This is a genomic window from Halomonas sp. MMH1-48 (assembly GCF_022348105.1).
In the GTDB taxonomy this organism is placed as follows: domain Bacteria; phylum Pseudomonadota; class Gammaproteobacteria; order Pseudomonadales; family Halomonadaceae; genus Vreelandella; species Vreelandella piezotolerans.
The window spans coordinates 276,248-299,559 of sequence record NZ_JAKRFL010000003.1 but is presented as its reverse complement, the minus strand read 5'-3'; the positions used below and the strand labels follow the sequence as shown (position 1 = coordinate 299,559).

The following is a 23,312-nucleotide window of genomic DNA, read 5'->3' as shown; positions in this document are numbered from 1 at the left end:
TGCGTTAAACCTTTGCCTGTTAGGTACCGTGAACCGCCCCGGCTTTACCGGAGACTCCATATCTTGAGAGGATGGAGTTATGAACTCACCAAAACGATATTCCCCAGAAGTCCGGGAGCGAGCTGTTCGATTAGTCCTTGAACAGCAAGGCGAATACCCGTCCAAGTGGGCGGCGATATGCTCCATTGCCAGCAAGTTCGGCTGTACACCAGAGACTTTGAGAGCCTGGTGCAAACGCTCAGAACTCACGCAGAAAGATAGTTCGGCTAACCTGCCTGAACATGAACGGCTCAAGCAGCTAGAGCGTGAAAACGTCGAATTGAAGCGCGCTAATGAAATTCTCCGTAAGGCGGCTGCTTTTTTCGCCCAGGCGGAGCTCGACCGCAAACCCAATTGATGGTGTCATTTATCGACGAGCATCGTGCTCAGTTCGGGGTCGAGTCGATTTTGATCTTACCCAGCGACAGTGGACACTGGTTTAAGCGATCATTCGGGCTTCAAATGCCTCTGGGCTAATCATCCCAATAGCACTGTGCCGCCGTTGCTTGTTGTAGTCCAGTTCGATGTATTCAAACACCTGGCGCTTCATCGTATCCCGCGCTTTAAATGGCTCTCCGTGGATCGCTTCCACCTTGAGACTGTGAAAGAAGCTTTCGGCACACGCGTTATCATAGCAGTTGCCTTTAGCGCTCATGCTGCACCTAAGCTCATGACGGGTAAGCAGCGATTGGTAAAGCGTGGAACAGTACTGACTACCTCGGTCAGAGTGAACTATCACGCCTTTGGGCATTTTCCGTTTCCATAGCGCCATCTGAAGCGCGTCACAGACAAGATCGGCTGTCATACGCTCACTCATTGCCCAACCGACCACTTTCCGAGAGTAAAGATCAATGAGCACGGCTAGGTAAAGCCAGCCTTCGCCCGTCGCTAAATAGGTGATGTCACCTGCCCACTTTTGATTGGGGGCTGATGCCATGAAGTTTTGCTCTAGTAGATTCGGCGCCACTGGCAGCGAATGCCGAGAGTTCGTGGTGGCCTTAAACTTGCGGGCTGCTTTAGCGCGCAAGCCTTGACGCTGTAAGCTGGCAGCTACCGTCTTACGGTTGATCGGCATGCCATCATCTTGCAGGTCTAGAGCTAATCTCGGGGCGCCTGAGCGGCCTTTACGCTGGTGAAAAGCCTCAGCCACACGCTGATCGAGAATGGCCTGCTGGCTGCGTTTTGGAGACGATGCACCCTCGCGTTGCCGCCAAGCGTAGTAGCCGCTTCGAGCGACCCCAACAACATGGCACATCCGTTGAACGCTGAAAGCCTGACGATGACGATGGATAAAGGCGTACTTCACTTCAGGCTCTTCGCAAAGTACACCGCGGCTTTTTTTGTGATGGCCAGCTCTTCATTTGCTTCGGCTAATTGGCGCTTCAAGCGAGCGTTTTCTTCTGCTAACGACCGCTCTCGTTCAGATGTGTCTTGCTGCAGCTGTGCTTTAGAGCGCCATTGATAGAGCTGACTCGCGTGTATTCCCAGTTCACGAGCCGCTGCTGCAACGCCAATGCGATCAGCGAGTGCTAACGCTTCTTGACGGTAGGTATCTGAGTAACGGGTATAGGATTTTTTCTTCATTGATGTTGTCGATCTTGCCATGGTTCACCTCAGCGTAGCGTATTACATTTTTGAGGTGTCCACTGTTACTGGGCAGGATCAGACCTTCCACTTTTTGTCGAGCCAACAAGCAACCCGGTTCGGAGGCAAGGTTACACGCCAAAAAGACTCGCAACTTATTGTGAGCACCCACCGTATCGAGTAACTCTTTGATCAACCCCCTCTCCGCATCGACTCGAGACTGCCAATACTCCTTGCTTACGATTTCATGAAGACATTTGCTGGCAATCAAAGCAGACCATTCATGGTAAGGCTGCCAAAAAATTCAAGTTCTTGTGGATCTTGGCGGAGCGCTTCTAGCTCAGGCTTGTCTTCTAGGGTGCGCTCCATTTTAGCTTGAGTGCTCGGCCTTATTTCCTTCACATTGGAAGGGTTCAAAAATTTTATAAAGGTTCGCCAAGTTACCCAGCCAGGGTTTCGCTTTCGCGCCTCTTCGTACCCATGCTTAGGAGCCGTTGGGGCGTTCAGCAATACGCAAAGCTGTTGAATTGGATAAAAAAACAAAAAACCTTCAATAAAAGGTATTTTATTTTCATTTTTTTCCAACACTTTCTTAGTCATATTGACATTGCCCTCTAACTCCAACTAATGGGCAACATTAACGACCCTTCTGCCATAGCGTTAGTAGCCATTTGCTTGAGCGGCTAGCACGTTACTCACCCTCAAATTCTGAACTGATGAACTTCAGCACGTTGCAGTTTTCTTTAATCGTCCGCTGAAGCGCCTCATCAAAGCCATCGGCACTTGTTGCTTCAATCTCCACAGAGATCTTCACCTCTACGCCTGTGCGCAGAGTAAACTGCTCAACGATCTCATCAACCACAGTGGCAAAGTCCATCTTGGCCTTTACCGGATCAAGACTCACCGTACCGTAGAATTGCTTCTTGGCAATGTTAGTAGAAACAGCCTCTGGCCCAGCCGAACTACTGCCGCTTTCTCCAGCGCCCATAGGGTGAGCAGTTCCACCGCCTGCCCTACCAGTTCCTGTCTCTTCAACGCTTTGGCCAGATGAGTTGTCAGTATTGCGATCAGAAAGCTCAATGGCGCGCTGGGCTGCATCAGCCGCGAGCTTGTCTCGGTACGCACTAGCAGCCTCACGCTCGATAATGAGTGCCTCACCATCTAACCCACCAATACTCCCTTGCCCAAAGGTAAAACCAAGATAAGTGTCACCTTCTTTTCCTGAGGCGTAGCCAAAGAAATCCTCCGATGCGATGCCTTGGTGCATGGCATTTTTAAATACCTGATCATTCACCAGGCGCGGTAAGTAAAGGTAGTGGCAGCAGTCTTGCCATACTTTCAGGGCGCTGACCTCAGTAATACCATCCTTGAAGTACCATTGATTGAGAATATTGCGCAGGAAAATTGGCGACCATTCGTAGATCAGCCACTCTTCTTCACGCAGTTTGTTCTCAATGGTGTCTACTAAGTTCGTCGTCGTGGTTGAGACCTGAACCACTTCCCACTCCAGGGTTGGTTTGCCCTTTACGAACTCCTCTACTGGTGCCATTAGCCACTTATAAGTCTCACGGATTAACTGCGACAGCGATGAATCCGCTGATTCACGGCTTTGTTTAGCCTGCCGTAAGTGCGTCATATCGTGATTCAGAGAACCATTTTCGATGTCCTCTACGATCGACTTCCACGCTAGATAGGTGCGTCCTTGATCTTTCAAGCGGCTTACCACATCGAAGTCGGCGGCTAGAAAAATCAGCCGGTTCTGCTTTTGGCGTGGCTGCTCCCCACGGGTGCGCAAGATTTCCTGCGCCGCCTGAAATGCCTGATTGCTCTCCGTGCGGCTATAAGCGAATTCAGTCGGCAGCACCACCAAACGAGGCCCGATGCCATATTCGTCCGGCACATCCCCAGACGTAGTGAAAACGTGTATGCCGGCAAAGTGGTGTTGGCGTCCCATCAAACGAGTCGTGCGATCTTTGAGGAGCGGTATCAATGCATCACGGTCGTGGATGTTCTGCTTGCGACTTTCCATCTCCTTGCGGAGGTTGGGCTTTGTATCGAACCAGAAGCGGTCCTGCTCCGAATAAAGATAATGCAGACGATCGCGCAGGCGCTTGAGCACATCCTCGAAAGTACCAATCGACTGACCAGGCTGAACGGCACCCAGCAAGATGCGCTCCTGTTTGATGCCTCGAGCCGCCTGGATACTGCTGGAGGCGGCACTACCTAAAAAGATGGTGCGTGCTGCACGACGGGCTGCATGTACGCCACCAAAGAGAGCAACCTCGTTATCGAGCGTTTGAGCAGCAGAGCGTGGGCCATCTATCTCTCGCTCAATCACTGGCTGCCAGCCTGTGGGCAGGTAGTGAATGCTCTTATCCCGAACATTACTGTCTTCCAGGGGCAGCGACCCTGGCATAATCAAAGCGTCATGGTTGCCCGACACCCACAATTTATGGATCACGAATGCCATGTACTGCAGCACACCCCGGGTACGCTGGAATTTATCCAGTGTCGACCAGTCCTCGTAAAGACGGTCGAATACCTCGGGATGAATCGGATAAGAGCGACAAAGTCCCTCAAAATATTCGTTGGATTGGGTCTCGTTGGGAAACTGTCCGGCGTGCTGCCGGTAAAAATCAGAAAACTGACGGCTGATGCCTTCTATTTCGGCACGCTCACCGGCATGCTCGAACAGGCGGCGGCGAACGATCTCGAATGCCTCTTCAGTGGCTACTGGCTTCCACACCGATTCTACACGACCAAAATACTTCTCAAGGGCCGTCAGCGTTTGCTGGCCCATTGTGCCGCCTACTTCGAGCTCAGACTCCGGCAGCGAAGCCAGCAGGATGGCATTGGGAACCGCCTTCATCGCCTCAGTCAGCGCTTGAATGAAGCTGATATTGCTGTCGTAGGTACCCCCAGAGTAGGATTTCCCTAGCTCAAACTGACGAATATAAGCTAACAGCTCATCCACCAGCACCACACAGGGAGCGGCTCGTTGCAGCAAATCTACCAACACCTGCTTACCAGGTGACGTACCCTGCTCGTGGGACTCTTTTACCAAAGCGAGGCCTTCATCACCCAAAAGCTGCCACGCCAGTTCACCCCAGAGGGTCGTGACTTTCTGCTCCTGCTTCTTAACCGACTGCTGGCTCGGGGCCATGTTGATACCGTCTATGACGGCTACACGAGCGTGGGGCAGCTCATGGATACCAGCCTCATCTAGAATAGGAGGAATGCCATGCAGCTTATCGGTAGAAGTCTTGCGAGATGCGAGGTGGTAGACCGCCAGCATCGTGTGGGTTTTGCCACCACCGAAAGCTGTCTGCAGCTGAATGACTGGATCGCCACCGTTGCCAGAGAGGCGCTGGGCTACCGAGATCAGCAGCAGGCGCATACCCTCGGTAATATAGGTGCGTGAGAAGAACTTCTCTGCGTCCTGGTACTCCTCGGGTGCTGTGCCGGTTGCCACCTGAGTGATATCCGCAGCAAACTCTGCCTGTTTGAACAGGCCCTCTCGCACGTCCTTATGTGGCGTTGCGATATCTCTCCAGGCTTTCAGTGACATTATGACGACTCCACGTCTTCTTCTACGATGAATTCAAGATCATCCACTGGGTGAGCAGTGTGTGAATCTAACAGGCGTTGCCGCTGAACACGTACGTTTGAGTGACGTGTTTTCAGGGTCTTCCATTCGATAAATTTTTCCCAGCGGCTAAGGAACTGCAACTCAGGCACCTGCTCCTGAAGCGCTACCTCCAAGCCCAGATGGGTGATGAAGTAACGCCCTGTGCGATTACCCTTCATCTGGCCACCAGCCTTCAGGTTAGCTTTCTATATCGGCTACAGATGATAAACGCGATGTCAATATCACCCTGTCACTCCAGCAACCGACCAGGGCATTTCAGTGGTTAATGTGTATTGGTCGACGACCTTAGGGTGCGAGTCGATAGCTTTGAGCCGTTGTTTCAGCTTCAGCAGAACATCATCAGGATCGACTGCGCGCGGGAACAGCCTAGACGGATGGCGGGGTTGCTCCAGATGCAGCACTACCCTCAGCTTTGACCGACCCACCGCATGCCGGGCCAAACGCCGCTCTTCTGCCTCATTAGCATTGCAACTGGCCGCCACCAGCCCAGCGAGGGTATCGCGCACCTTGCTGGCAATTTCATCACCGAGTTCAACCACTTTAGTACGCCGATGCCGCCGATAGTCCTTCACCTCAATCAGCCATAGATGATCACCATCAAGACACACGAAATCGACCGCCTTGGTGCCCCCGCATACCGCATTGAACTGGCTGCGATAGAAAACCCAATCGTCATACTGCGACGCCTCTACGCTTTCTGCAAAAGTGAAAGCGAGCTGCTGCTCAATGAGCGTAGTCGTCATGCCAACTCCAAATAGCGATCCGATTGAGCAAGCTCTTCATCCAATAGGACAAGCGTCTGCAGGTCGTCTACTTGGCTGCCTTGCTCCACTTCCACACCTTCAGGGCGTTTTATCAGTGCAAAGTAGCGTTGCTGAGTCTTTGGACTCTTGGTAGCACGAGCCAACAGTTCCAACTCCTTGAGTAGGAACAGTGAGTGGGTCGCAATCACCACCTGAATCCCCTGTTCGCTAAGCGCGACGGCGGCCCTGGCCACTAGCTTGATTAGCTTAGGGTTAAGGTTGGCCTCCGGCTCATCCCAGAACAGGCAGCCTTTATCCAGCAACGAACCCGTGATGACCAAGCGGGCTAGCATCGCCAGCTTGCGCAGCCCTTCAGCCACCAACGGCATTTCCAGGTTGCCTTGGCTGGGCATACGCAGATAAAAGCGTCCGTTCTTGTCCAGCACCACCTTGCCACCCATCGCTTCTTCTAGCGGGGCGACCAACTCGGCCACCACCTTTTCCCTTGGCCCTTTAATCGCCGGAGCACCCAACAGCTTGCACAGGTCGATATGGTGCTCTTCGATATCCACGTGACGGTTTTCGTAGAGCGGCAGCAGCCAGTGGTATTGGCTTAACAGTTCCCGCGTCGGCATAAAGACCGGCGCTTTCTCTTGCCAAGCGCTGGGCAGTCTATCGACTTTAACTTCGCTCTGGGAACGCGTGCTGAAGTTGAAAGCGGTATCCAGCGCAGGCTGCTGGAAAGCCACAGAGACCTTGCAGGTTTGCGCCCCCTGACGTCGGCTCGCCAGCCGCCCCAATGATTCTGGCCGAAAAACCTTAATCAGCTTATCGGCGAGACCCTTCTGAAGCAGCGTCTTGGTGGGGTCGGCTACGCTCGGCTCGTTAGCCTGCTCGTAGGCGTTAGCGATAACACTGTAAGCCACCTTGAGCAGATGCGATTTACCGGTGCCATTTTCGCCCACAATCACGTTTAGCCCCGGCGCAAAATCCAGCCGCGCTTGAGGAAAAAGCGTGAAGTTATCCAGTTCTAACCGCTTCAGCATGCTGCCTCCTAGAGATCAAAGCCGACCTGTTCGCCAGCATGCCCCGTTTCATGAGACGCCGCCACGATGGCATGCCAGGAGCCGATCAGCTCGTTGTAGGCGCGCGCCTCCTCGGCCCACTTCTTACGCTCGCAGAGAGTATACAGGTGATACGACAGCTGACGGATCGCCTCGCCCTTCTCCGGCATCTTGGCCAGTAACTCACCAGCAGCGGATTCGCCGTGGTTCTGCAAGCGACGGATCATCTGGTGGCAGGCTTCCCACACCGGGGTGCGCTTGTCGGTGGTCGGGTCCCATTCGGATTGATACTCGCCCCATTTAAGCAGGCGTACCTTGCCGCTACCGGATTCGATAACACCGGCTTCTTTCAAGCCAGCCTCACTGGTGCCCTTGGCCCGTGCAAGCGTATCCGCTTCACCGAAAGGCCCAGCGCTCCAGGCGTACTGGTCGAACCAGCTGGCACAGAACTGAGTATCGGCATCGAAATTGCCGGAGTCGGGGCTCAGGAACTCTGTAATGGCTCGATTGATCATTACTAGGGCATCATGGACGCTCATCTTTGAGCCATCCTGATTCAGCACCGACTCATACTGGGAGTAAATTGCCATCCCAGGGCCAATCGCCGCCTGGGCTAGGTCTACAGGCGCGATAGGCGCTTGACCAGTTACGCCGCCGATCATGGTTTCCAGAGCTTCAGGCATTTCTTCGCGCAGCTGACGTTGGAAGTCGCGGCGGGAGATGGTTTTAGCAGTAGCCCAGCGCTTGCGGCAGACCAGCACAATAGATGACGCCAAAGCATTGGTTCCTGAGCCAATCATTCGGTTACCCATCTCGGTACGCATTGGCCAGGTCCCATCAATTGAAAAGCCGGCCTGTATCACCGCTTCTAGAAACGTTACCCAGCCAGTACTGGTAGTGCTGCCTTCCTTGGTTTCTGACTGTTTAAAAGCGTAATAGATGGTGACTGGAAATGCTGGATGAGCCTGCACCGACAGATTGTGGATGGCGCGGGTCATACCATCCATAAAGAAGGCTTCGGCTTTGTCTTTAGTGCCATGGCGGTAAGGGGTTGCTACCAGCTCTTCGGTTTTGGGTACCGCCATTGTACTAAATAGCTCGGGATAGACATGACGCAACGAGCGGCGCATCCAGACATAGAAGAAATCAGAAAGATCAGCGTAGGCGATATTGTCGTAGTATGGGGGGTCTGTGGAGATAACTTTTCCCATACTAATCGTCTGAGATGCGGCATCACTCTGTGCTGCTAGAGACTTCTTTGTTGCTGGGAGAAAGTGCAGAACTTTTTGACTCCACTCAAACCCACTCGAAATATTACCAGCTGATTCAGAAAAAGGGTTTGTCTCCGCATAATCCCAAGTCATAGGAATTGCTTGGCGACCAAAAGTGTTGCGTATGAGCTCTTTACTGGAGTGCCATGTACAGATCGAAGAGTGATAGTCGGTTGCTTTATCGATAGCGAAACACAAATAAATTCCCACTGCCTCTCCATAAGCCGTAGCGCCTGATCCGTGTTGGGCTAAACCTAAGCCATCATCCGGCAGGCCAGCAGCTTTTGCATCGGCAATCGCTTTTTCGCGGGCTTCCTGTACCAGGTCGGAAAAAGTAGTTAACGCTACCAGCTGGCGGGGGGTAAAGAGGTCGCCATAGGTTCTCAGTCCGTATGGAATGGTCCAAAAGTTTCTTGGATCGTCTGGCAGGCTGGTTTCTGGCTTCCACTCAGGTTGAGCACTCTTCGCAACTGCCTCTACCTCTTGCGTAGGCGATAAATAAACACGCCCGCGTTTACCTTCAACCACGACTGCCATCAAGCGAGCACCTAAGCGTCCTGCTTCCCCTTCGCTTTTGATATGTGGGCCCGAAATCGGTGTACCAGACATCAAGCAGGTGAAATTAGCTCCTCTTGCTGCTTTAGTCCCCTGCTTAGCGTCGACTGGAGGTGTTCCTACCTTGATCTCGAAACGATACTGATCGCTCTCAATCACAGGTTCCACATACGCTTCTTTGTCTTTTTTACTGGACAATACGAAACTTGAAGCTAGCGGCACATCAACATGGCTAAACGCCGGATTAGGACTTTTGACCGTCCTGGCCCACAGCCATGCGATCACCGTCAGCTCATCACCCTCATATTGCTTCAAGTCAGGTCGCTCAGCGACTATCTTCGGAGTTATCTTGACCTTGGGATAGAGATGCCCAATCCGCTTGAAAGCTTCTTCGCGCATCCAGTGGCCATATCGGCGGACATCTTCGGCCAGACCCTTAGCGCCCGACCAATCCTCATGCATCTTCTGTTGTTTTTCGCCTTCGGGAATTGGGCCCATCGGCGGCTGGCCGGCAAACTTGGGCGGAATTTCGATCATCGCTTTATTGATCATCACCGCCACCGGGTTTAGGTCTGATGCATAACTCTCTAGCCCCAGGCGCTGGGCTTCTAGTGGTATCGCGCCACCGCCGGCGAAGGGGTCATGAAAGGCCGGAAGCTTCTCAGGATTGAATAACTCGGCTGCCTCTGGGTGGTTGCGATTCAGGTGACAGGTCTCCCGCCAGCTCTCCCAGATCGCCTCCCGGGCGCGATTCAACACCTCCTCGTTGCTAGTATTCTCCCACTTCACCAGGTCGCGGATGATATCAAACAGCTTCTCACGCTTAAGCTCGGCTTCTTGCTTATTCACCCCGTAGCCTAATTCGCGCTGATAGCCGGGGTCGTTAACCAGCTGCGCAAACAGCACCGCCCGCGCAGCGGCTAATGGCCGACGCGCCCACCACAGGTGCAGAGTGCTGGGGTGGCCGTGGCGGATCGACTTCTCACGCGCTGCAGCGGCGTTGATATCGTCCAGCGGCAGCGCCACTTCGATCAGCTTCTTGGGAGATTTGACTAAGGGCATCTAATTTTCCTTAAAAATTAATACCAAAGCCACCACTGCTGGGGAGACTCTTCTTCCCATTCTTCGGCGGCTTCTATAATTTCTTTTGCGCGCTCTCCTCCACCATCATCAAACGGGTCATCTCTGTACGAGGAGTACCACTGAGTAACCGAAGGATACCAATGCCCGTCTACCTCTCTCATCCAAACCGACCCTCGATAAACTTCCCTTCCTATCGAGTACCGGGTGAGGGCAACACCTACTTCTCCAGAGCTTAAAAAGTCAACCACTGCCAAAGTTTCAACCACCTCATCTCTAGCGGAGTTAAAGTACCTAACCTCAGCCAGCATATTGCTGTTGGACTCACTACCCCAATGTGGATAATTTTTATACCAGGCTCTAGCGGCTTCGAAAGGGGTTCCGTCCAACTGGGTCGCAGCCCGACCTACTTGGTCATCAAAAACCCCGGACTCATAAGCTGTAAACGCTGTAACACCAATGCTCAGGCCAGCCAATATCAAGGCAGAAAATGCAACACTCTTCATGTTAACCCCTTACTTCCTCTGATTTTTCTAGCAGCTTATATAGCTGATACTGAACACTCGCCACAGCAAAATCGGGCTCGCTGGTGAAGGGCTTCTGCACGTAGTAGGGCCCTTCCACGCTGTCGCCTTCCACGATGACAATAGCCAGCCAAAATTTATCGGCCTGGTTAAGGCCGTAGATGATCTCGTTGCGCGACACGGTGATGGTGCTCTGTCCCTTGGCGCGCCCTTTCACCTCGATATGGCGGTCGGGCAGGATCGAGCCGTCCGGGTTGGCCGGTGGGCGAGCGGTCACGTCCCAGCCGCACTTCTGATCGGAGACGTCGAACACCCGGTGGCCCATGGCGCGCTCGGCGTCCATCACCGCCTGCATGGCCAGCTGCTCGATGCGGGCACGGGCCTGGGCGTCGACGCTGAACTGGCTCTCGCCCTTGCGCGCGGCCAGTAGCCCTTGGGGAATCACAAGGGCGCCGCCGATCACCACCGGCGTGCTGGAGACCACCTGCTTCATGGCGTCGAGCTCACGGCGGCGCTGATTGAGACGTTCGGTCAGCTCATCCACCCGCCGGCGCGCCATCTCCGGCTGCATGCGCGGCTGCTTGCCGGCCTTCATGTCGTCGGTGAGTTTGATGTAGCGGTCGGACCAGTAGTTGATCTCCTTGACCAACCGCTCGTTGACGGCATTAAGCACCTTGTCGGCGTGGCGCTCGCGGCGCCCCTTCACCTCACGGAAGTGCTCGGGCACCAGCGCCTGCACGGCGTGGTTGAGCGCAAGAGCTTCCAGGTCGCCAGTGATCCAGGGCGCCTTGAGCACGTCCTGCACCAGGCTGAAGTCATATTCGTCAATGGGCTGCATATCCAGGTGCGGTGCCCAGCCGGCATGCGTCGCCCTGCCCTGCTCGTCGATCTCCACAAACTGCAGGCGACGCGAGACCACCCGCGGCGAGCCATTGCTCTGCTTCTCCACCTCGCGCACCGAGTGATCGACCATGAACAGCACCTTGGGCTCGGTGCCGTCATCATTGGGGTCCACCAGCACCGCGCCCTGCTTGAGCTTGGCCCGGTGGGCCTGCAACACCAGATCGGTGGTGGCATGCATCAACGGGTGCATGGGATGGATCAGGTCGGCCATGGGCTTGCCGGGCAGGCGCACATGCTCCTTCTCGAAGCAGATTCGCTCGTACTTGCGCAGCACCGGGGTGCGGCTCTCACCGATCACCCGGTCACGCTCGCGAATGGCGGCAGGCACGTGGCGCACTTCGTAGCGACCGGGCTCCCGGGGGCGCAGCTCGCCGCGCAGGAGCTGGAAGGCTTCGGTGAAGAAGGCGCGAATGAAGTAGGGCTGCAGCTTGCGCGCTTCGGCCTTCTCCATCTCCTCCTTCACCGCATAGAGCTCCTCGAGCCCCATGTGCTGCTCGACCAGGGCATTGCGACGGATGATCTCGCGCAGATGGTCGGTGTCCAGGGCGCCTTCGATCACCTGATCCAGGCGAGACTTAACCTCCTCGGACTCGCCGTAGCGGATCGCCTCCACCAGCAGATCCTTGAGCGAAGTGTTCTCGAAGGCCTCGCCGAGGATGTCGAAGACCTTGCCGCCCAGCGCGCTTTTCTCCACCTCGAGCTTGTCGAACAGCTTCTGGAAGACCGCGCCTTCGCGGGTCTCGTTGGCCACCAGGTTCCACAGATGGCACACCTCGGTCTGGCCGATGCGGTGGATGCGCCCGAAGCGCTGCTCCAGGCGGTTAGGGTTCCAGGGCAGGTCGTAGTTCGCCATCAGGTTAGCGTTCTGCAGGTTGACGCCCTCGCCGGCGGCATCGGTGGCGATCAGTACCAGCACATCCGGATCATTGCGGAACTGCTCCTGGGCCTTGCGGCGGTCATCGCGGTTGGTGCCGCCATGGATAGTAATCACCGCCTCGGGGCGGCCCAGCAGGCTGCGGATGCGGTCGACCAGGTAGTTCAGGGTGTCCTTGTGCTCGGTGAAGATGATCAACTTACGGCGGCTACCGCCGGCGGTGTACATCTCCGGGCTGTCCTGCAGCAGGTGGGAGAGTTCCTCCCATTTGCGGTCGCTGCCGGAGGCCACCAGCTGTGAGGCCTGCTCCTCCAGGTCCTTGAGGATCAGGATCTCGGCCTCCAGCTCCGGCACGGTCTCGGCGGCCGTGGCTTGATCCACCACCTGCTCGGCGTAAAGCTCGTACTCCTCGGCGCTCAGCTCCTCGTCCAGCTCATCCATGTTTTCCGGCAGCTCGATCTGTTTCTGAACGGCATAGGTGCCCAGGGTGGACGCGACCTTGCCTTCCTGAACGGCCTGGCCACGGGCCATCAGCTTCATCTCGTTGAGCTTGTCTTCCAGCTTGCGCCGACGACGCTTGAGCGACTGGTAGATCGCCTCGGGGCTGGAGGCCAGCCGGCGCTGCAGCTGGGTGAGTGCGAAGCCCACGGTGCCCTTGCGCTTGCCGGAGAGCGCATCGGCGCGGTTCATCTCGTTGCGCACGTAGTCGGTGACCTGCTCGTAGAGCGAGGCCTCGGCGTCGGAGAGGTCGTAGTTGGCGGTGTAGGCGCGACGCTCCGGGAATAGCGGCGTGCCGTCAAACTTGAGCAGCTCCTCCTTGACCATGCGCCGCATCATGTCGGAGACGTCGACCTTGTGGGCGCCTTCACGGAACTTGCCGTAGAACCGGTCACTGTCGATCAGCGACAGCCAGATCTGGAAGTCTTCCTCCTTGCCGTTGTGGGGCGTGGCGGTCATCAGCAGGAAGTGGCGGGTGATCGAACCCAGCAGCTCGCCCAGCTGGAAGCGCTTGGTCTTGTTGATCTTGTTGCCGAAGTAGTTGGCCGAGAGCTTGTGGGCCTCATCCACGATGATCAGGTCCCACTCGGTGTTGGCAAGCTTCTCTTGGTAGAGCTCATTGCGCGAGAGCTGGTCCAGGCGGCAGATCAGCTGATTCTGCTCGTCGAAGTAGTTACCCGAGGCGCACTGCTCCTGCTTCTCGCGGCTGAAGATCTCGAACTGCACCCCAAACTTCTCCAGCAGCTCATCCTGCCACTGGTCGGTGAGCCCGCCCGGAGAGACGATCAGGATGCGCTTGGCATCGGCGCGCATCAGCAGTTCTCGGATCAGCAGGCCGGCCATGATCGTCTTGCCGGCACCTGGATCATCGGCCAGTACGAAGCGCAGCGGCTGACGGGGCAGCATCGCCTCGTAGACGGCGGATATCTGGTGAGGTAGCGGCTCCACATTGGAGGTGTGCACCGCCATCATGGGGTCGAACAGCGCCGCCTGGCTGATGCGGTAGGCCTCCAGGCCCAGCTTGAACTCGGCTCCCGGGGCATCGAAGGCCCAGGGGCGACCGGCCTGGGCCAGGGAGAGGTTGGGCTCGTTGTCGCGAAACAGCATCTGCTCGTGCACGGCACCCTGACTGTCCTTGTAGTAGACGGTCAGCGCATCGGTGCCCACCGGCACCACCGCCACCACCCGCACCACCTCATCAGGCTTGATGCCACGGACCTGGGCGTCCTGTTTGATCTCTTCCAGCTTCAGCATGCAGTTCCCTCCGCAAGTCGGCTTTTGCCGTTTCTTCATTTATCGTCAATCTGGGCCAGCTGGAGTATTGCCCCCATCTGGGCCAATACTAACTGATACGCAGCCTTTCTTCAGTGCTCCCCCCGAAACTCAGCCGCTGCTCACTGGATTGCCTACAAAAATCAAAAAAAAATACTGTGACAAACAAGCCGCCAAATGAGGCGGCTTTATGGGGTACGTCAAGGTTGCAGCGACACAATCAGATCAATCTGCTTAGCGGTTTGGCTCATCATACAAAGCTTATAATTTAATTCACCACCTGGGGCGTAATCTGTCACGCCTTCAAGCTGGCACCAGCTCTCTCGAAAATTGAGCCACGCTTGCTGACCAGCAAGCAGTGCTGATTGTTGATCTTCTGAAAAGCTTCCACGTAGCTGCTGGTACTCGCGATTAAGCACCACATCCTGCCTTTCAAGCTCCCCTTCTACGCAGTTATCCAGCTGAGAGTTTCTAAAAGCACTGTCATCAATGTTGTCTAAGCACGCATAGTACTGATCTGAATACGCTGTTTCTGCGGCAACAGGCAGCGATACTAATGCAGTAACACATGCCCCAATCATCAACGCCGCTTTCATAGCTATTTGACTCCTCATTTACTACTCCGCTTCGTGATCAATATACAGTGAATAGATAGCATCCATCATCTCATCATTCTTAGATATATCCCATCTCAGCAAGTGATTTACACCCATCACTTCCCACCACCACGTGGTCGATCACCCGAATATCCATCAAGCCAAGCGCCTCCTTCAGTCGCTCAGTAATACGCCGATCCGCATCGCTAGGCTCAGGATCGCCGCTGGGGTGATTGTGTACCAGGATCACAGCGGCGGCGTTGTAAGCGAGTGCCGCTTTCAATACTTCCCGTGGATAAACGCTGGCTGAATCAATAGTGCCGCGAAACAGCTCTTCAAAGCGGATGACGCGGTGTTGGCTGTCAAGGAACAGCACGCTGAACACCTCGTGCTCATAGTCCTGCAGCAGGAGTTGTAGATGCTCAAACGCTTGCGAGGGCTGTGAGATCTTGCGGCCTTTGGCGAGCTTACGCCGCGCGAAGCGCTTGGCCATGGCGATGATGTCAGTTTCCGTGACCGGTGACGTGACTAAGTAGGTGCCCGCCACTTCACCGGCTTTGAGTTTGCTATGGGGCATGATGACCTCCAAAAAAATAAAGATGCCGGGGTGGTGGCCCCGGCATCTATGTCGTTAATAGTGGATGTGTATTGTGGTTCAGTGGGCAAGTCACGCCGCCATCACTTGGCTGATACGCCGCTCCATCTCTTCATGGAACGCCTCAACCCGCTCGGCAATCGTGCGAATCAGAGCCTCGTCTCGGTAAGCGCGTTTCACAAACAGCGGCATGCCCGGCCAATAGCTCACAAAGTCGATCCATTCTCGTTCGCTAACCCAGAGCCCACCCTGGCATTGGGGCACGTGCTCGTCGGGTATTTCCCCGCTGAGCAGCACCTCAATCTGGAACTTAGGCAGCTTGGTTTTGATCTCCAACAAGCCGTTTCTGCCAATCAAGCTATCCGGTGAGTAGCCCACGTTGTGGTTGAGGATCAGGCCCACTTCTTTGGGTTTCGGTGCACCGGTCATATCGCGATACAGCGAGCGGGCGACGCTCTCTAGCTCCTGGCCCCGCTTGGTATGGGCGTTGCCTTGAAACGGCTCGGCCAGCTCACCGGTCATGCGCTCACCGATCAACTGGTGCATGTAGGTGATGGCTCCGGCACCCAACCCACCGGGGCCTTTGCCATTTACCAGCAAAGCCTTGAGTTCCGACATAGTGACGCGCCCAAGACGCGCCGCCAGCCACTCCGGCGAGCCTTGTGGCATGGTGAGTATCTGCATACACGACTCCTGTAGGCGATGAGAGGTCGAGCTGAGCCGCTATTTCACGGCTCGCTTGGTGAGGGATGCACGTAGTTTGTCGAAATCTGCCTGGGGTACTTGAACCGCAGCGCCGTATTTGCCGCTGAACCACTCTTGCGTGGTGGCTGGACATTGGCTGATCAAACGCTGAATCTGTCCCGCCTGAAAAGCCGTAACCCTCTTTACAGCTGCACGTGTGCTGGCCTGACCGTTATCGTCCTGCCCGCGTGTAGTGATGTTGAGCAAGGCGCACAGTACGTAGCGCTTGCCGTAGCTGGTGGACGATCCAAAGGCCTGTACCGCGTTCTTGTTACCGCTCATATCCGCAGGCAATAGCATGCTGGTCTCTTCCCGATGGCCGTCCTTGTGCATCAGCACACCTGTGACCTGAATGCCCCGTTCCTGGGTTTGAATACGGAAGCTCACTGCGAAGCCGTGCTTTTGTAGGATGGGGCGAACGGTATCGACGATATCCTCCAGCGTGGCATAGCAACCGTTGTTGGTTTGCCCACGCTCTTCAATGCTAGGCAACTCAGTCTGCATCGCCGCCATGGCTGCGCTGTAGGCCATCATGGCCTGGCGATCCATCACACGCTCCTGCATTTGCAGCAGGCGCTCCATCTTGTCGATATCGACGTCAGGGTTAAGCGCCGCACGCTCAATCACTTGGATAATGGCGGTGCTATCAGCCGTAGGGTGTGCTTCTAGCGCCGCTGAGCTAGGGGAATGTTGAGCGTTGGCGTCTGCTTGGATGGAAGGTACTGGGCCTTTTTGGGGGGACGCATTTACTACATGAGTACGCTGTGCCATGGGGCACCTCCTTTTACGTGAAGAGGGAAATGCGGGCGAGTCAGCCCTGTTCATGGGGTGTGTCATTTAACCGGCGCAGGAACGTCGGGTAAGTGACGCGCAATGTCTGCGGGATCGATACGCTCCAGGCGTATCTCCGCGCGATAAAACTCGCCCTGGGCACACACCAGCGACGTTGCTTTGTGGGCGTCGTGTTCCAGTAGCTGTTTGGTCAGTCGAGTGAGCGCCATCTCAATAGCGTCGGAAATAAAGCTCATGCAGTTACCTCTCGGCATAAGCCCCACAGCAAAACGCCCAGCCTTTTTAGGGGCTGGGCGTCTATGCCGTGAGGATTAGAGTGATCATTCGGTGAATCGCTTGCGGGGGTGGGTGTATGGGTGGTTACGACACCAGCTGAAGGGCGGCATCCAAGGCCTCTTGTTTGAGCTGGGCACCTTGTCCAAACCAAGCCGAATCCATACGGGTATCGTTGCTGCGTGCCCGCTTGTCGTGATCCACGTATTCGGTCACGGCATTGAGCAAGCCCCAGGCTGTATCCTTCGCGGTCATCAAGTGAGCGCCACGCCCTTCGCCTTGGTAGAGCTTCTGTACCTTGTTGAGCGCTCGGTAGTTGGGCAGTTTGGACGGATCGTCTAACGGCGTCTCCACGCCGCACATCACCGCTTGGAAGTAGCGCTGTGCTTCACGGTGATCAATCTTTCGCTCGGCTAAGGCTTTCATGCGGTACATGAAGTCATTCCATTGCGACACCGAGATACCCAGCTGGCGTTTGACGGCACGCGGATCAAACTCTGAACGGTGGGGCACCTTCACCGATTGCGACGTGCCATCGACGGCAATTTGCAGCGTGTTGTTGCACACCACCCGCACCGTGGTCGGTGTCGCCATAGTGGCCAATGTGCCATCGCAAGAGGTCGCCAACAGCAGGTAGTCGTTGACCTCATCCTGACCTTTGAGCGATGTGCTTAAGCCACTACGGGCCAACGCCCAAAATTTACGACCGCCTTTGAGCACGCCAGCGGTTTCTAGCTCATAACCGGCGTACTCCGTCAGGTCACGGTAAAACTCCAAAATCTCCTCGGGCTGTACCACCTTATAGCGCTGCGACACCACCGACAGCGGTGCTTTGGTATCTGAGCGGTAGAGCACCTTTTGCTCAGGGAACGAGTGAATGCTGCCCAGGTGGCTAGCCCCTTCGGCAATAAAGCGCACCGGCGCTTCTTCGATGTGCCAGTTCATACCGGCCTGATGCTGCCAGACCTCCAGCGGTTGATGACGAGACAGCTGTTGCCCCAGGCCATGCCAAGGGGTATCGCCAACGTAAGCCATGTGTTCAACGAGATGTGTCATGAGTCATTCTCCAGACATAAAAAAAGCAGCCGACCAAAGGCCAGCGCGAGAAAGTTAACAAGCGGATCATTCGCCCCACACAGGGCGAACAACGATGGGTTAAGCGTTAGGTGCTAAAGGCGGATAGGCGTCACGGTAGGTGCAGCCGCACGACAAGCAGAACCATGGTGTTCCGCTACCGACAGGCAGCCACTGCTCAAACAATGAGGTGGCGATGCGCGAGCCGGTTTGACCACCGGCCACGGCACCCATCATGGCGGCAGGCAGTTTTGCCAATGGAAAGCGAGTCACCGCCAATGGCAGTGGGCCGGTGATGGCGGTTGCACGCCATGCGCCAATGGCACCGCCGATCAAGGTGCTGCCTAACACGCTCACGCGTTGGGCAGTCTCCAGGTTCAGCAGGCGCGTTGATGCACAACGCTTACAGGGTGGGGACATATTAAAGCTCCTATGCAGAGGAAAAAGGTTGTTCCATGGGGGGGGGGGATGCATAGGAGTGATATAGGTCTGAACATTTTTTACTGGCGTGACTAATACTGTGAGCCTGACAGGTTTCTTATTATCTCATTGATTAAATGGAATTATTTTTTCAGCTTCAGGGATAGCCCCTCAACACACCTATCACTGAACACCATGCCTCGAATGGTACCGACACCACTATAAGAATAGGAATAATGACGGTAATAGTAATATGCAGCAGCAAAGTCATAACTAATAGTAATAAAGGTACGGAGGAGATTGAGAAATAGGGCTACTAGGGAGGAGGCCTTTCGAAGCCTCCGACCATCCCATAAAAAGAGGCCAGAGAAGTCCTGTTACTCACAGTATCAACAGGAAGGATCACACCGACAGCAACGTGATGGCGAAATAACGCCATGACAATAAGGCCACCTCAGAAGATCGCCTTTCCAAGAGGCGATGCACAGACAAATTCCTTACTGACCAGTCCTTACAGCGCTACACCTCCTTATTCGCCCAAGGCCACCCTATTTAGGGCCCGTGACGACAGATCCATCTTCACCACATGACCATCACTCAAAGCCACTGCTTAAATGCGGAGAGTGCCGTGTACGCGTGTGTCATGAACTACACCTAAGAGACTCTCATGTTCACGAATAAACCAAAACGCCACCCTCACAATACGAAGCTACGCCTCTATTACGATAGCTGGTACCAAGGGCTACCAGTACAGCAGCGTCTACAGGGCCCGCAGATTGAGAACTATCTGGAGACCACTCTGCGGGTACTAAAGCACACTACCTACGAGCAGAACCGGACCTTGGCGTTTCGCCTCGACCTGCGCTTCCCCCAAGCAATGCCAGTTGGGCCGATCCACGCTGACAACGCGTGCCTTAACCGGTTTTTCTATGCCTTGCGGAAGGAGCTTGAAGCGGCAGGTACCAAGTATCACACCGAAATCCGCTACCTGTGGGCCCGAGAGCAGGACACTAGCGACAAGCCTCACTACCATATGCAGTTATTGCTTAACTATGATGCCTTTTGTTCACTGGGGTGCTTCTCCCCCTCCTTCAGTGGTAAATACGAGCAGGGCAATCTCTACCACCGCTGCGTTAGGGCTTGGAGCTGGGCCATCAACTGGCCGATTTACGACATGGCTGGACTACTTCATGTCGCCACGGACAAGCTGACAAAGCAGCCCTATGTGTATTGCATGCACCGAAATGACGCGGAAACTTTTGCACAGGTTTTCTACGCTGCTTCCTATCTGAGCAAAGCCTACTCCAAGCCAATCGCCCAAAGAATCCGCTGTCACCAAGGCAGTAGCCGGTAAGCCTTTAATTTGAACAGACCTCATACTTGGATCATCTCTCAATTGTTCCAAGCTCAGAACGTGATTCCACCATCCCAATATCGACTGACAAGAGCAGCGCCTTTACTCATTGGCATGTAGCGCGGCAGGCTAGAAATCTCCCACGGACCATCTTTTATCAACTTAATATATAACCAAATAGAATATAACTTTTGATCACCCACACTCTGTAGATACACATCGGTATGAGACATAGCTCATACTGCCAGTGTAAGAGGCGGCCATTTTGGCTACGAATGGCCAAAATGGCCGCCTAGATTGACTCCACACTTTTAAATATTCAAAATTTTTGGCAATCATTCTAATGCTTTTGTCAACCCCTCTGCTTATGATCAGTCTCGATTGCAAGCAGCGCTGATTTAGTGTCATGCGAAAAGCCTCACTCTCTTCACACACCATCGGAACAGGTCCGATGGCTACACCACAAGAAACAGGAGAGTGAAAATGAGCTATCCCTTCTACCCGATACTGCCTGCCCCCGGCAGTTTCAATGACGAGAGAATTTCCTCTACTCTATTGTGGCGGTCTAGCAATGAGCTCAGCCAAAATTGCCAGGCGCCACTTGAGCTCACCGTCCCAACACTACTAGCTGGGATCAGCATGGCCTCTCAAGGTCGCTATGACCTTAAAATGCCATATGGTGCAATTAAACCCACTACAATTAACATGCTAGGTGTAGCTGGCTCAGGCGAGGGCAAGTCTCCGCTTTTCGATAAAGTATTACACCCTATCCAAGAGGAACAGCGTAAGCAGCACAAGGAATGGCGCAAGCAGCAGGATGCCTACCAAGGAGAGCTAGAGGAGTGGCGCACCGAGGAGAAAGTGCTAACCCAGTCAATCTACCGCAAACGAACTAAAGGAGGTACAGCGGAGCGTGAACGTCAATTGCTGAGGGAGTTGCACCAGCGTAAGCCCATACCTCCCCGCGAGTTTCGGCTGCTATATGACGACACCTCACCCGAAGCGCTCTTCTCTGGACTGAGCACGAGGGTTCCGAGCGCTGCGCTGGCGACAGACGAAGCTGAGGTCTTCTTCAAGGGCGCCATGAACCGAGCACGTGGTCACATCAATTCCCTGTGGAGCGGTGGCAGCACAGTTATCACCAGGGCTACTAAAGAAGATATCGTCCTAGATGATGCTCGTCTGATGCTGCTGCTGATGGTTCAACCCAGCATCCTGCAAAAGTACATGGAAATCCACGGTCAGCAGGCTAGAGACTCAGGCATGCTCGCTCGCTTCCTCGTCTGCGCACCACCATCGATCCGTGGTCAGCGGTTCTACTCGTCACACAGCCCCACGGAGTGGGATGTCTGGAAACAAGCAGAGGCGCGCTTAACCACTTTGATCAAGGAGAACCTGATTCTTATCCATGCCCCTGACACGCCACGTGAAGTACTGGAGTTCACTCCAGAAGGAGCAGGCTGCTGGATGCAAGCGGCCAATGAGATCGAGCAGCAGATGGGACCAGGGGGATATTTCGAAGCGTGCCCCGACCACGGTTCAAAGCTTGCAGAAAACGTAGCTCGAGTAGCGGCACTAATACATTTATTCGAGGGCCATCAGGGAGGAATTAAGCCTGAGACAGTACTGATATCGCTTGATATCAATCTTTTACACTCTGCTCACTTCATGCAGGTTTTCATGCCACCACCTCAAGAGGAGCAAGATGCTCAGCGGCTAAACGAGTGGTTCAATGAGCTGAGGCAATTCAACTGGCGTATTATTCGGTATAACGACGTACGTCAACGCTGCCCACGCCCTTTGCGTGATAAAAAGCGGCTCAAAGCAGCGCTTGATGTGCTGCTCACCCATCAGCAAGTGGCGGTTTTTACTCTCAATCGAACCCGCCACATCGACATCGCTCCTTGGCTGGGTCCGCAGAACTCGAGCACTTACTGACACTCATGGTTTATTGCCGCCCTGACGGGCGGCAAATGCTCTCTACGTCATTTGTCGTCTCCAGGCACCTGCAGCACGGTTTGCCACGACGACGCCTCAGGCAACCGATCAAGGCAGGTTTGGAAGTCGTCAATATCAGAAATCGATTTAACTCGTTCCAGCCCTTCATTTGGCAATTCGCCGAAACGCTGCTCTAATAAATATATTAGAGAGAACTGAACCCCTTCTCGCTGGCCTCGCTCGCGGATCAGCTCCGCATCTTCACAACTGCTTGCATCACTACTGGACTTACTATCCTTATTTGAAAAGCCTCGAAATCTCAAGCGTGAACGCATATGTCTATCGCTGATACTCTCACCTTTCTTAAGCTTCTCTACTAACACATCTAGAACTTCTCCTCGAAACCTATTAAGCCCGCCACACCAGCTAAAAATAGGATTTTTTTTATTAAGCTCGTAAATCTCTCCTGCCCACTCATCTACTACTGCTTGAGTATTCCGCTCCGCCCGGATTCGCGCCTCTGGATCTGCGTACATCAATCCTGTGATCATGACTTCTAGAAGTTTTCGCTGATTTTTTTCTGAAGCAGATCGAGATCGTGAGTGCCCACCTTTGACCGCTCGCTTGGTATACATTTTCTTGCTAACATTTTTCAAAATTTCCAATGCGGCCAAGTGACGCCGAGCCTCTACTATCCAGTTAATCATGAGAGCAAAGGACTTTCCTGATTGTTCCAAAAAAAACTCATCAGGATACACTAACGAAGTTCTCATATTCTTATTGAACTCCTCAAGCGCGGCAACAGCATATCGTATAGCTTGATCAGCACAGTGCTTTTTAAAGTTATCGCCTTCAAATTTATATTGTTCGAACTCCACAGATTGATATAGCTGCCGATCTTTTAAACGGATATCAACGATACTTTTCTCAAGCTGAGCCAAGTATTCAGTTCGCCCCTTATGATCCAATATATTTAAATGCCTAAAAGTCTGATCAACAACTTCATGAGCATGACGCTCCAACTCCTGGCAGGCACAATACATAAACCAGACAGCATCTGGACGCTTAGGGGGCCAGTTCTCGTCCCCAGACGCCCCTTCACCCGTTAGTTCCCGCGATAAATCACCCGTAATATTTAGCTCTATTCCATCCCCACTCATAAAACACCACCTAATTATTACCAAAGTTCAAGCAGACCAAAAATCAATGCGAACTAGAAAACTCTTTATTCAGCCTTAGACGCATCCACCTAATCAATTCAGAGCAGCTCCTCAAGTGACTCACGACTCATGACTCATGACTTACTAAAAAAGTCAATATCACTGCTTATCTAAAAAAACTGTCGCCTAGCAGACAGTATGAAAAACCCAAGACTTTTCGCAATCATATTTTCGTCAACTTCTTCAGTGGCGAGGATACTTATGGCCAGATCGCTAATAAAACCAGAGCAGGTAGCAGAGCAGTTGGGTA

Annotated in this window: 19 protein-coding genes, 1 pseudogene and 1 other annotated feature; of the genes and pseudogenes, 3 read left to right on the top strand and 17 right to left on the bottom strand. The window is 54.2% G+C overall.

Going from position 1 to position 23,312, the window contains the following annotated elements; genetic code table 11:
• Nucleotides 1–79: 79 nt before the first annotated feature.
• A pseudogene (locus MHM37_RS05035) lies at nt 80–447 on the top strand (transposase); the annotation flags it as partial.
• Nucleotides 355–461 (top strand) — a sequence feature (AL1L pseudoknot). (Overlaps the previous pseudogene by 93 nt.)
• 17 nt (nt 462–478) lie before the next feature.
• Here the strand turns inward: MHM37_RS05035 and MHM37_RS05030 are convergent.
• The 16 genes from MHM37_RS05030 to MHM37_RS04955 all read right to left on the bottom strand — a co-directional run bounded on the left by MHM37_RS05030 (nt 479) and on the right by MHM37_RS04955 (nt 18,550).
• Nucleotides 479–1,644 (bottom strand): IS3 family transposase gene (locus tag MHM37_RS05030; RefSeq protein WP_168444466.1). Its coding sequence is split into 2 segments (ribosomal slippage): nt 479–1,383 and nt 1,383–1,644, totalling 1,167 coding nucleotides; the frame shifts between segments, so codons are not numbered across the junction.
• Nucleotides 1,645–1,890: 246 nt separating this feature from the next.
• On the bottom strand, nt 1,891–2,223 hold the full coding sequence (locus MHM37_RS05025) for a hypothetical protein (protein ID WP_239295913.1): 333 nt from the start codon (nt 2,221–2,223) through the stop codon (nt 1,891–1,893).
• A 91-nt stretch (nt 2,224–2,314) separates the two neighbouring features.
• Nucleotides 2,315–5,191 (bottom strand): DUF499 domain-containing protein, encoded by a 2,877-nt coding sequence (locus MHM37_RS05020; RefSeq protein WP_239295914.1) that lies wholly within the window; start codon nt 5,189–5,191, stop codon nt 2,315–2,317.
• Complete coding sequence (locus MHM37_RS05015; RefSeq protein ID WP_239295915.1) at nt 5,191–5,430, bottom strand: hypothetical protein; 240 nt, start codon at nt 5,428–5,430, stop codon at nt 5,191–5,193. The genes MHM37_RS05020 and MHM37_RS05015 overlap by 1 nt, the downstream gene beginning before the upstream one ends.
• A gap of 63 nt (nt 5,431–5,493) precedes the next feature.
• Nucleotides 5,494–6,015 carry a hypothetical protein gene (locus MHM37_RS05010; RefSeq protein WP_239295916.1) on the bottom strand — a complete coding sequence of 174 codons (522 nt, stop codon included), beginning with the start codon at nt 6,013–6,015 and terminating at the stop codon, nt 5,494–5,496.
• Nucleotides 6,012–7,061, bottom strand: a complete 1,050-nt coding sequence (locus MHM37_RS05005; RefSeq protein ID WP_239295917.1) for an AAA family ATPase — start codon at nt 7,059–7,061, stop codon at nt 6,012–6,014. The genes MHM37_RS05010 and MHM37_RS05005 overlap by 4 nt, the downstream gene beginning before the upstream one ends.
• Nucleotides 7,062–7,069: 8 nt before the next feature.
• Nucleotides 7,070–9,967: a DUF1156 domain-containing protein gene (locus tag MHM37_RS05000; protein ID WP_239295918.1), complete on the bottom strand. Its 2,898-nt coding sequence runs from the start codon at nt 9,965–9,967 to the stop codon at nt 7,070–7,072.
• Nucleotides 9,968–9,984: 17 nt separating this feature from the next.
• On the bottom strand, nt 9,985–10,491 hold the full coding sequence (locus MHM37_RS04995; RefSeq protein WP_239295919.1) for a hypothetical protein: 507 nt from the start codon (nt 10,489–10,491) through the stop codon (nt 9,985–9,987).
• A gap of 1 nt (nt 10,492) precedes the next feature.
• A complete protein-coding gene (locus tag MHM37_RS04990) occupies nt 10,493–14,038 on the bottom strand; it encodes a helicase-related protein (RefSeq protein ID WP_239295920.1) in 3,546 nt (1,181 codons plus the stop codon).
• Between the two features lie 218 nt (nt 14,039–14,256).
• Entirely contained in the window at nt 14,257–14,652 is a 396-nt protein-coding gene (locus tag MHM37_RS04985; RefSeq protein ID WP_239295921.1) for a lysozyme inhibitor LprI family protein, read from the bottom strand.
• Between the two features lie 79 nt (nt 14,653–14,731).
• Complete coding sequence (gene radC / locus MHM37_RS04980; protein WP_239295922.1) at nt 14,732–15,229, bottom strand: DNA repair protein RadC; 498 nt, start codon at nt 15,227–15,229, stop codon at nt 14,732–14,734.
• A 90-nt stretch (nt 15,230–15,319) separates the two neighbouring features.
• Nucleotides 15,320–15,931, bottom strand: a complete 612-nt coding sequence (locus MHM37_RS04975; RefSeq protein ID WP_239295923.1) for a lambda exonuclease family protein — start codon at nt 15,929–15,931, stop codon at nt 15,320–15,322.
• A 39-nt stretch (nt 15,932–15,970) separates the two neighbouring features.
• Entirely contained in the window at nt 15,971–16,762 is a 792-nt protein-coding gene (locus MHM37_RS04970; protein WP_239295924.1) for an ERF family protein, read from the bottom strand.
• A gap of 62 nt (nt 16,763–16,824) precedes the next feature.
• Nucleotides 16,825–17,019 (bottom strand): hypothetical protein, encoded by a 195-nt coding sequence (locus MHM37_RS04965; RefSeq protein WP_239295925.1) that lies wholly within the window; start codon nt 17,017–17,019, stop codon nt 16,825–16,827.
• Between the two features lie 124 nt (nt 17,020–17,143).
• Nucleotides 17,144–18,112: a DUF932 domain-containing protein gene (locus MHM37_RS04960; protein WP_239295926.1), complete on the bottom strand. Its 969-nt coding sequence runs from the start codon at nt 18,110–18,112 to the stop codon at nt 17,144–17,146.
• A gap of 99 nt (nt 18,113–18,211) precedes the next feature.
• Nucleotides 18,212–18,550: a hypothetical protein gene (locus MHM37_RS04955; RefSeq protein ID WP_239295927.1), complete on the bottom strand. Its 339-nt coding sequence runs from the start codon at nt 18,548–18,550 to the stop codon at nt 18,212–18,214.
• Nucleotides 18,551–19,217: 667 nt separating this feature from the next.
• Between MHM37_RS04955 and MHM37_RS04950 the strand changes: the two genes are divergently transcribed.
• Both MHM37_RS04950 and MHM37_RS04945 read left to right on the top strand, forming a co-directional pair.
• Nucleotides 19,218–19,904, top strand: a complete 687-nt coding sequence (locus MHM37_RS04950; RefSeq protein ID WP_239295928.1) for an inovirus-type Gp2 protein — start codon at nt 19,218–19,220, stop codon at nt 19,902–19,904.
• 483 nt (nt 19,905–20,387) lie between these two features.
• Nucleotides 20,388–21,842 (top strand): YfjI family protein, encoded by a 1,455-nt coding sequence (locus tag MHM37_RS04945; protein WP_239295929.1) that lies wholly within the window; start codon nt 20,388–20,390, stop codon nt 21,840–21,842.
• Between the two features lie 47 nt (nt 21,843–21,889).
• Here the strand turns inward: MHM37_RS04945 and MHM37_RS04940 are convergent, their stop codons facing one another.
• On the bottom strand, nt 21,890–23,002 hold the full coding sequence (locus tag MHM37_RS04940; protein WP_239295930.1) for a hypothetical protein: 1,113 nt from the start codon (nt 23,000–23,002) through the stop codon (nt 21,890–21,892).
• Between the last annotated feature and the right edge of the window lie 310 nt (nt 23,003–23,312).

Coding starts and splice junctions, on each gene's coding strand:
- MHM37_RS04950 (WP_239295928.1), top strand. CDS start 19,218: ATGTTCACGAATAAACCAAAACGCCACCCTCACAATACGAAGCTACGC.
- radC (WP_239295922.1), bottom strand. CDS start 15,229: ATGCCCCATAGCAAACTCAAAGCCGGTGAAGTGGCGGGCACCTACTTA.
- MHM37_RS05025 (WP_239295913.1), bottom strand. CDS start 2,223: ATGACTAAGAAAGTGTTGGAAAAAAATGAAAATAAAATACCTTTTATT.
- MHM37_RS04990 (WP_239295920.1), bottom strand. CDS start 14,038: ATGCTGAAGCTGGAAGAGATCAAACAGGACGCCCAGGTCCGTGGCATC.
- MHM37_RS05010 (WP_239295916.1), bottom strand. CDS start 6,015: ATGACGACTACGCTCATTGAGCAGCAGCTCGCTTTCACTTTTGCAGAA.
- MHM37_RS05000 (WP_239295918.1), bottom strand. CDS start 9,967: ATGCCCTTAGTCAAATCTCCCAAGAAGCTGATCGAAGTGGCGCTGCCG.
- MHM37_RS04955 (WP_239295927.1), bottom strand. CDS start 18,550: ATGTCCCCACCCTGTAAGCGTTGTGCATCAACGCGCCTGCTGAACCTG.
- MHM37_RS05020 (WP_239295914.1), bottom strand. CDS start 5,191: ATGTCACTGAAAGCCTGGAGAGATATCGCAACGCCACATAAGGACGTG.
- MHM37_RS05015 (WP_239295915.1), bottom strand. CDS start 5,430: ATGAAGGGTAATCGCACAGGGCGTTACTTCATCACCCATCTGGGCTTG.
- MHM37_RS04995 (WP_239295919.1), bottom strand. CDS start 10,491: ATGAAGAGTGTTGCATTTTCTGCCTTGATATTGGCTGGCCTGAGCATT.
- MHM37_RS04975 (WP_239295923.1), bottom strand. CDS start 15,931: ATGCAGATACTCACCATGCCACAAGGCTCGCCGGAGTGGCTGGCGGCG.
- MHM37_RS04940 (WP_239295930.1), bottom strand. CDS start 23,002: ATGAGTGGGGATGGAATAGAGCTAAATATTACGGGTGATTTATCGCGG.
- MHM37_RS04985 (WP_239295921.1), bottom strand. CDS start 14,652: ATGAAAGCGGCGTTGATGATTGGGGCATGTGTTACTGCATTAGTATCG.
- MHM37_RS05005 (WP_239295917.1), bottom strand. CDS start 7,061: ATGCTGAAGCGGTTAGAACTGGATAACTTCACGCTTTTTCCTCAAGCG.
- MHM37_RS04965 (WP_239295925.1), bottom strand. CDS start 17,019: ATGAGCTTTATTTCCGACGCTATTGAGATGGCGCTCACTCGACTGACC.
- MHM37_RS04970 (WP_239295924.1), bottom strand. CDS start 16,762: ATGGCACAGCGTACTCATGTAGTAAATGCGTCCCCCCAAAAAGGCCCA.
- MHM37_RS04960 (WP_239295926.1), bottom strand. CDS start 18,112: ATGACACATCTCGTTGAACACATGGCTTACGTTGGCGATACCCCTTGG.
- MHM37_RS04945 (WP_239295929.1), top strand. CDS start 20,388: ATGAGCTATCCCTTCTACCCGATACTGCCTGCCCCCGGCAGTTTCAAT.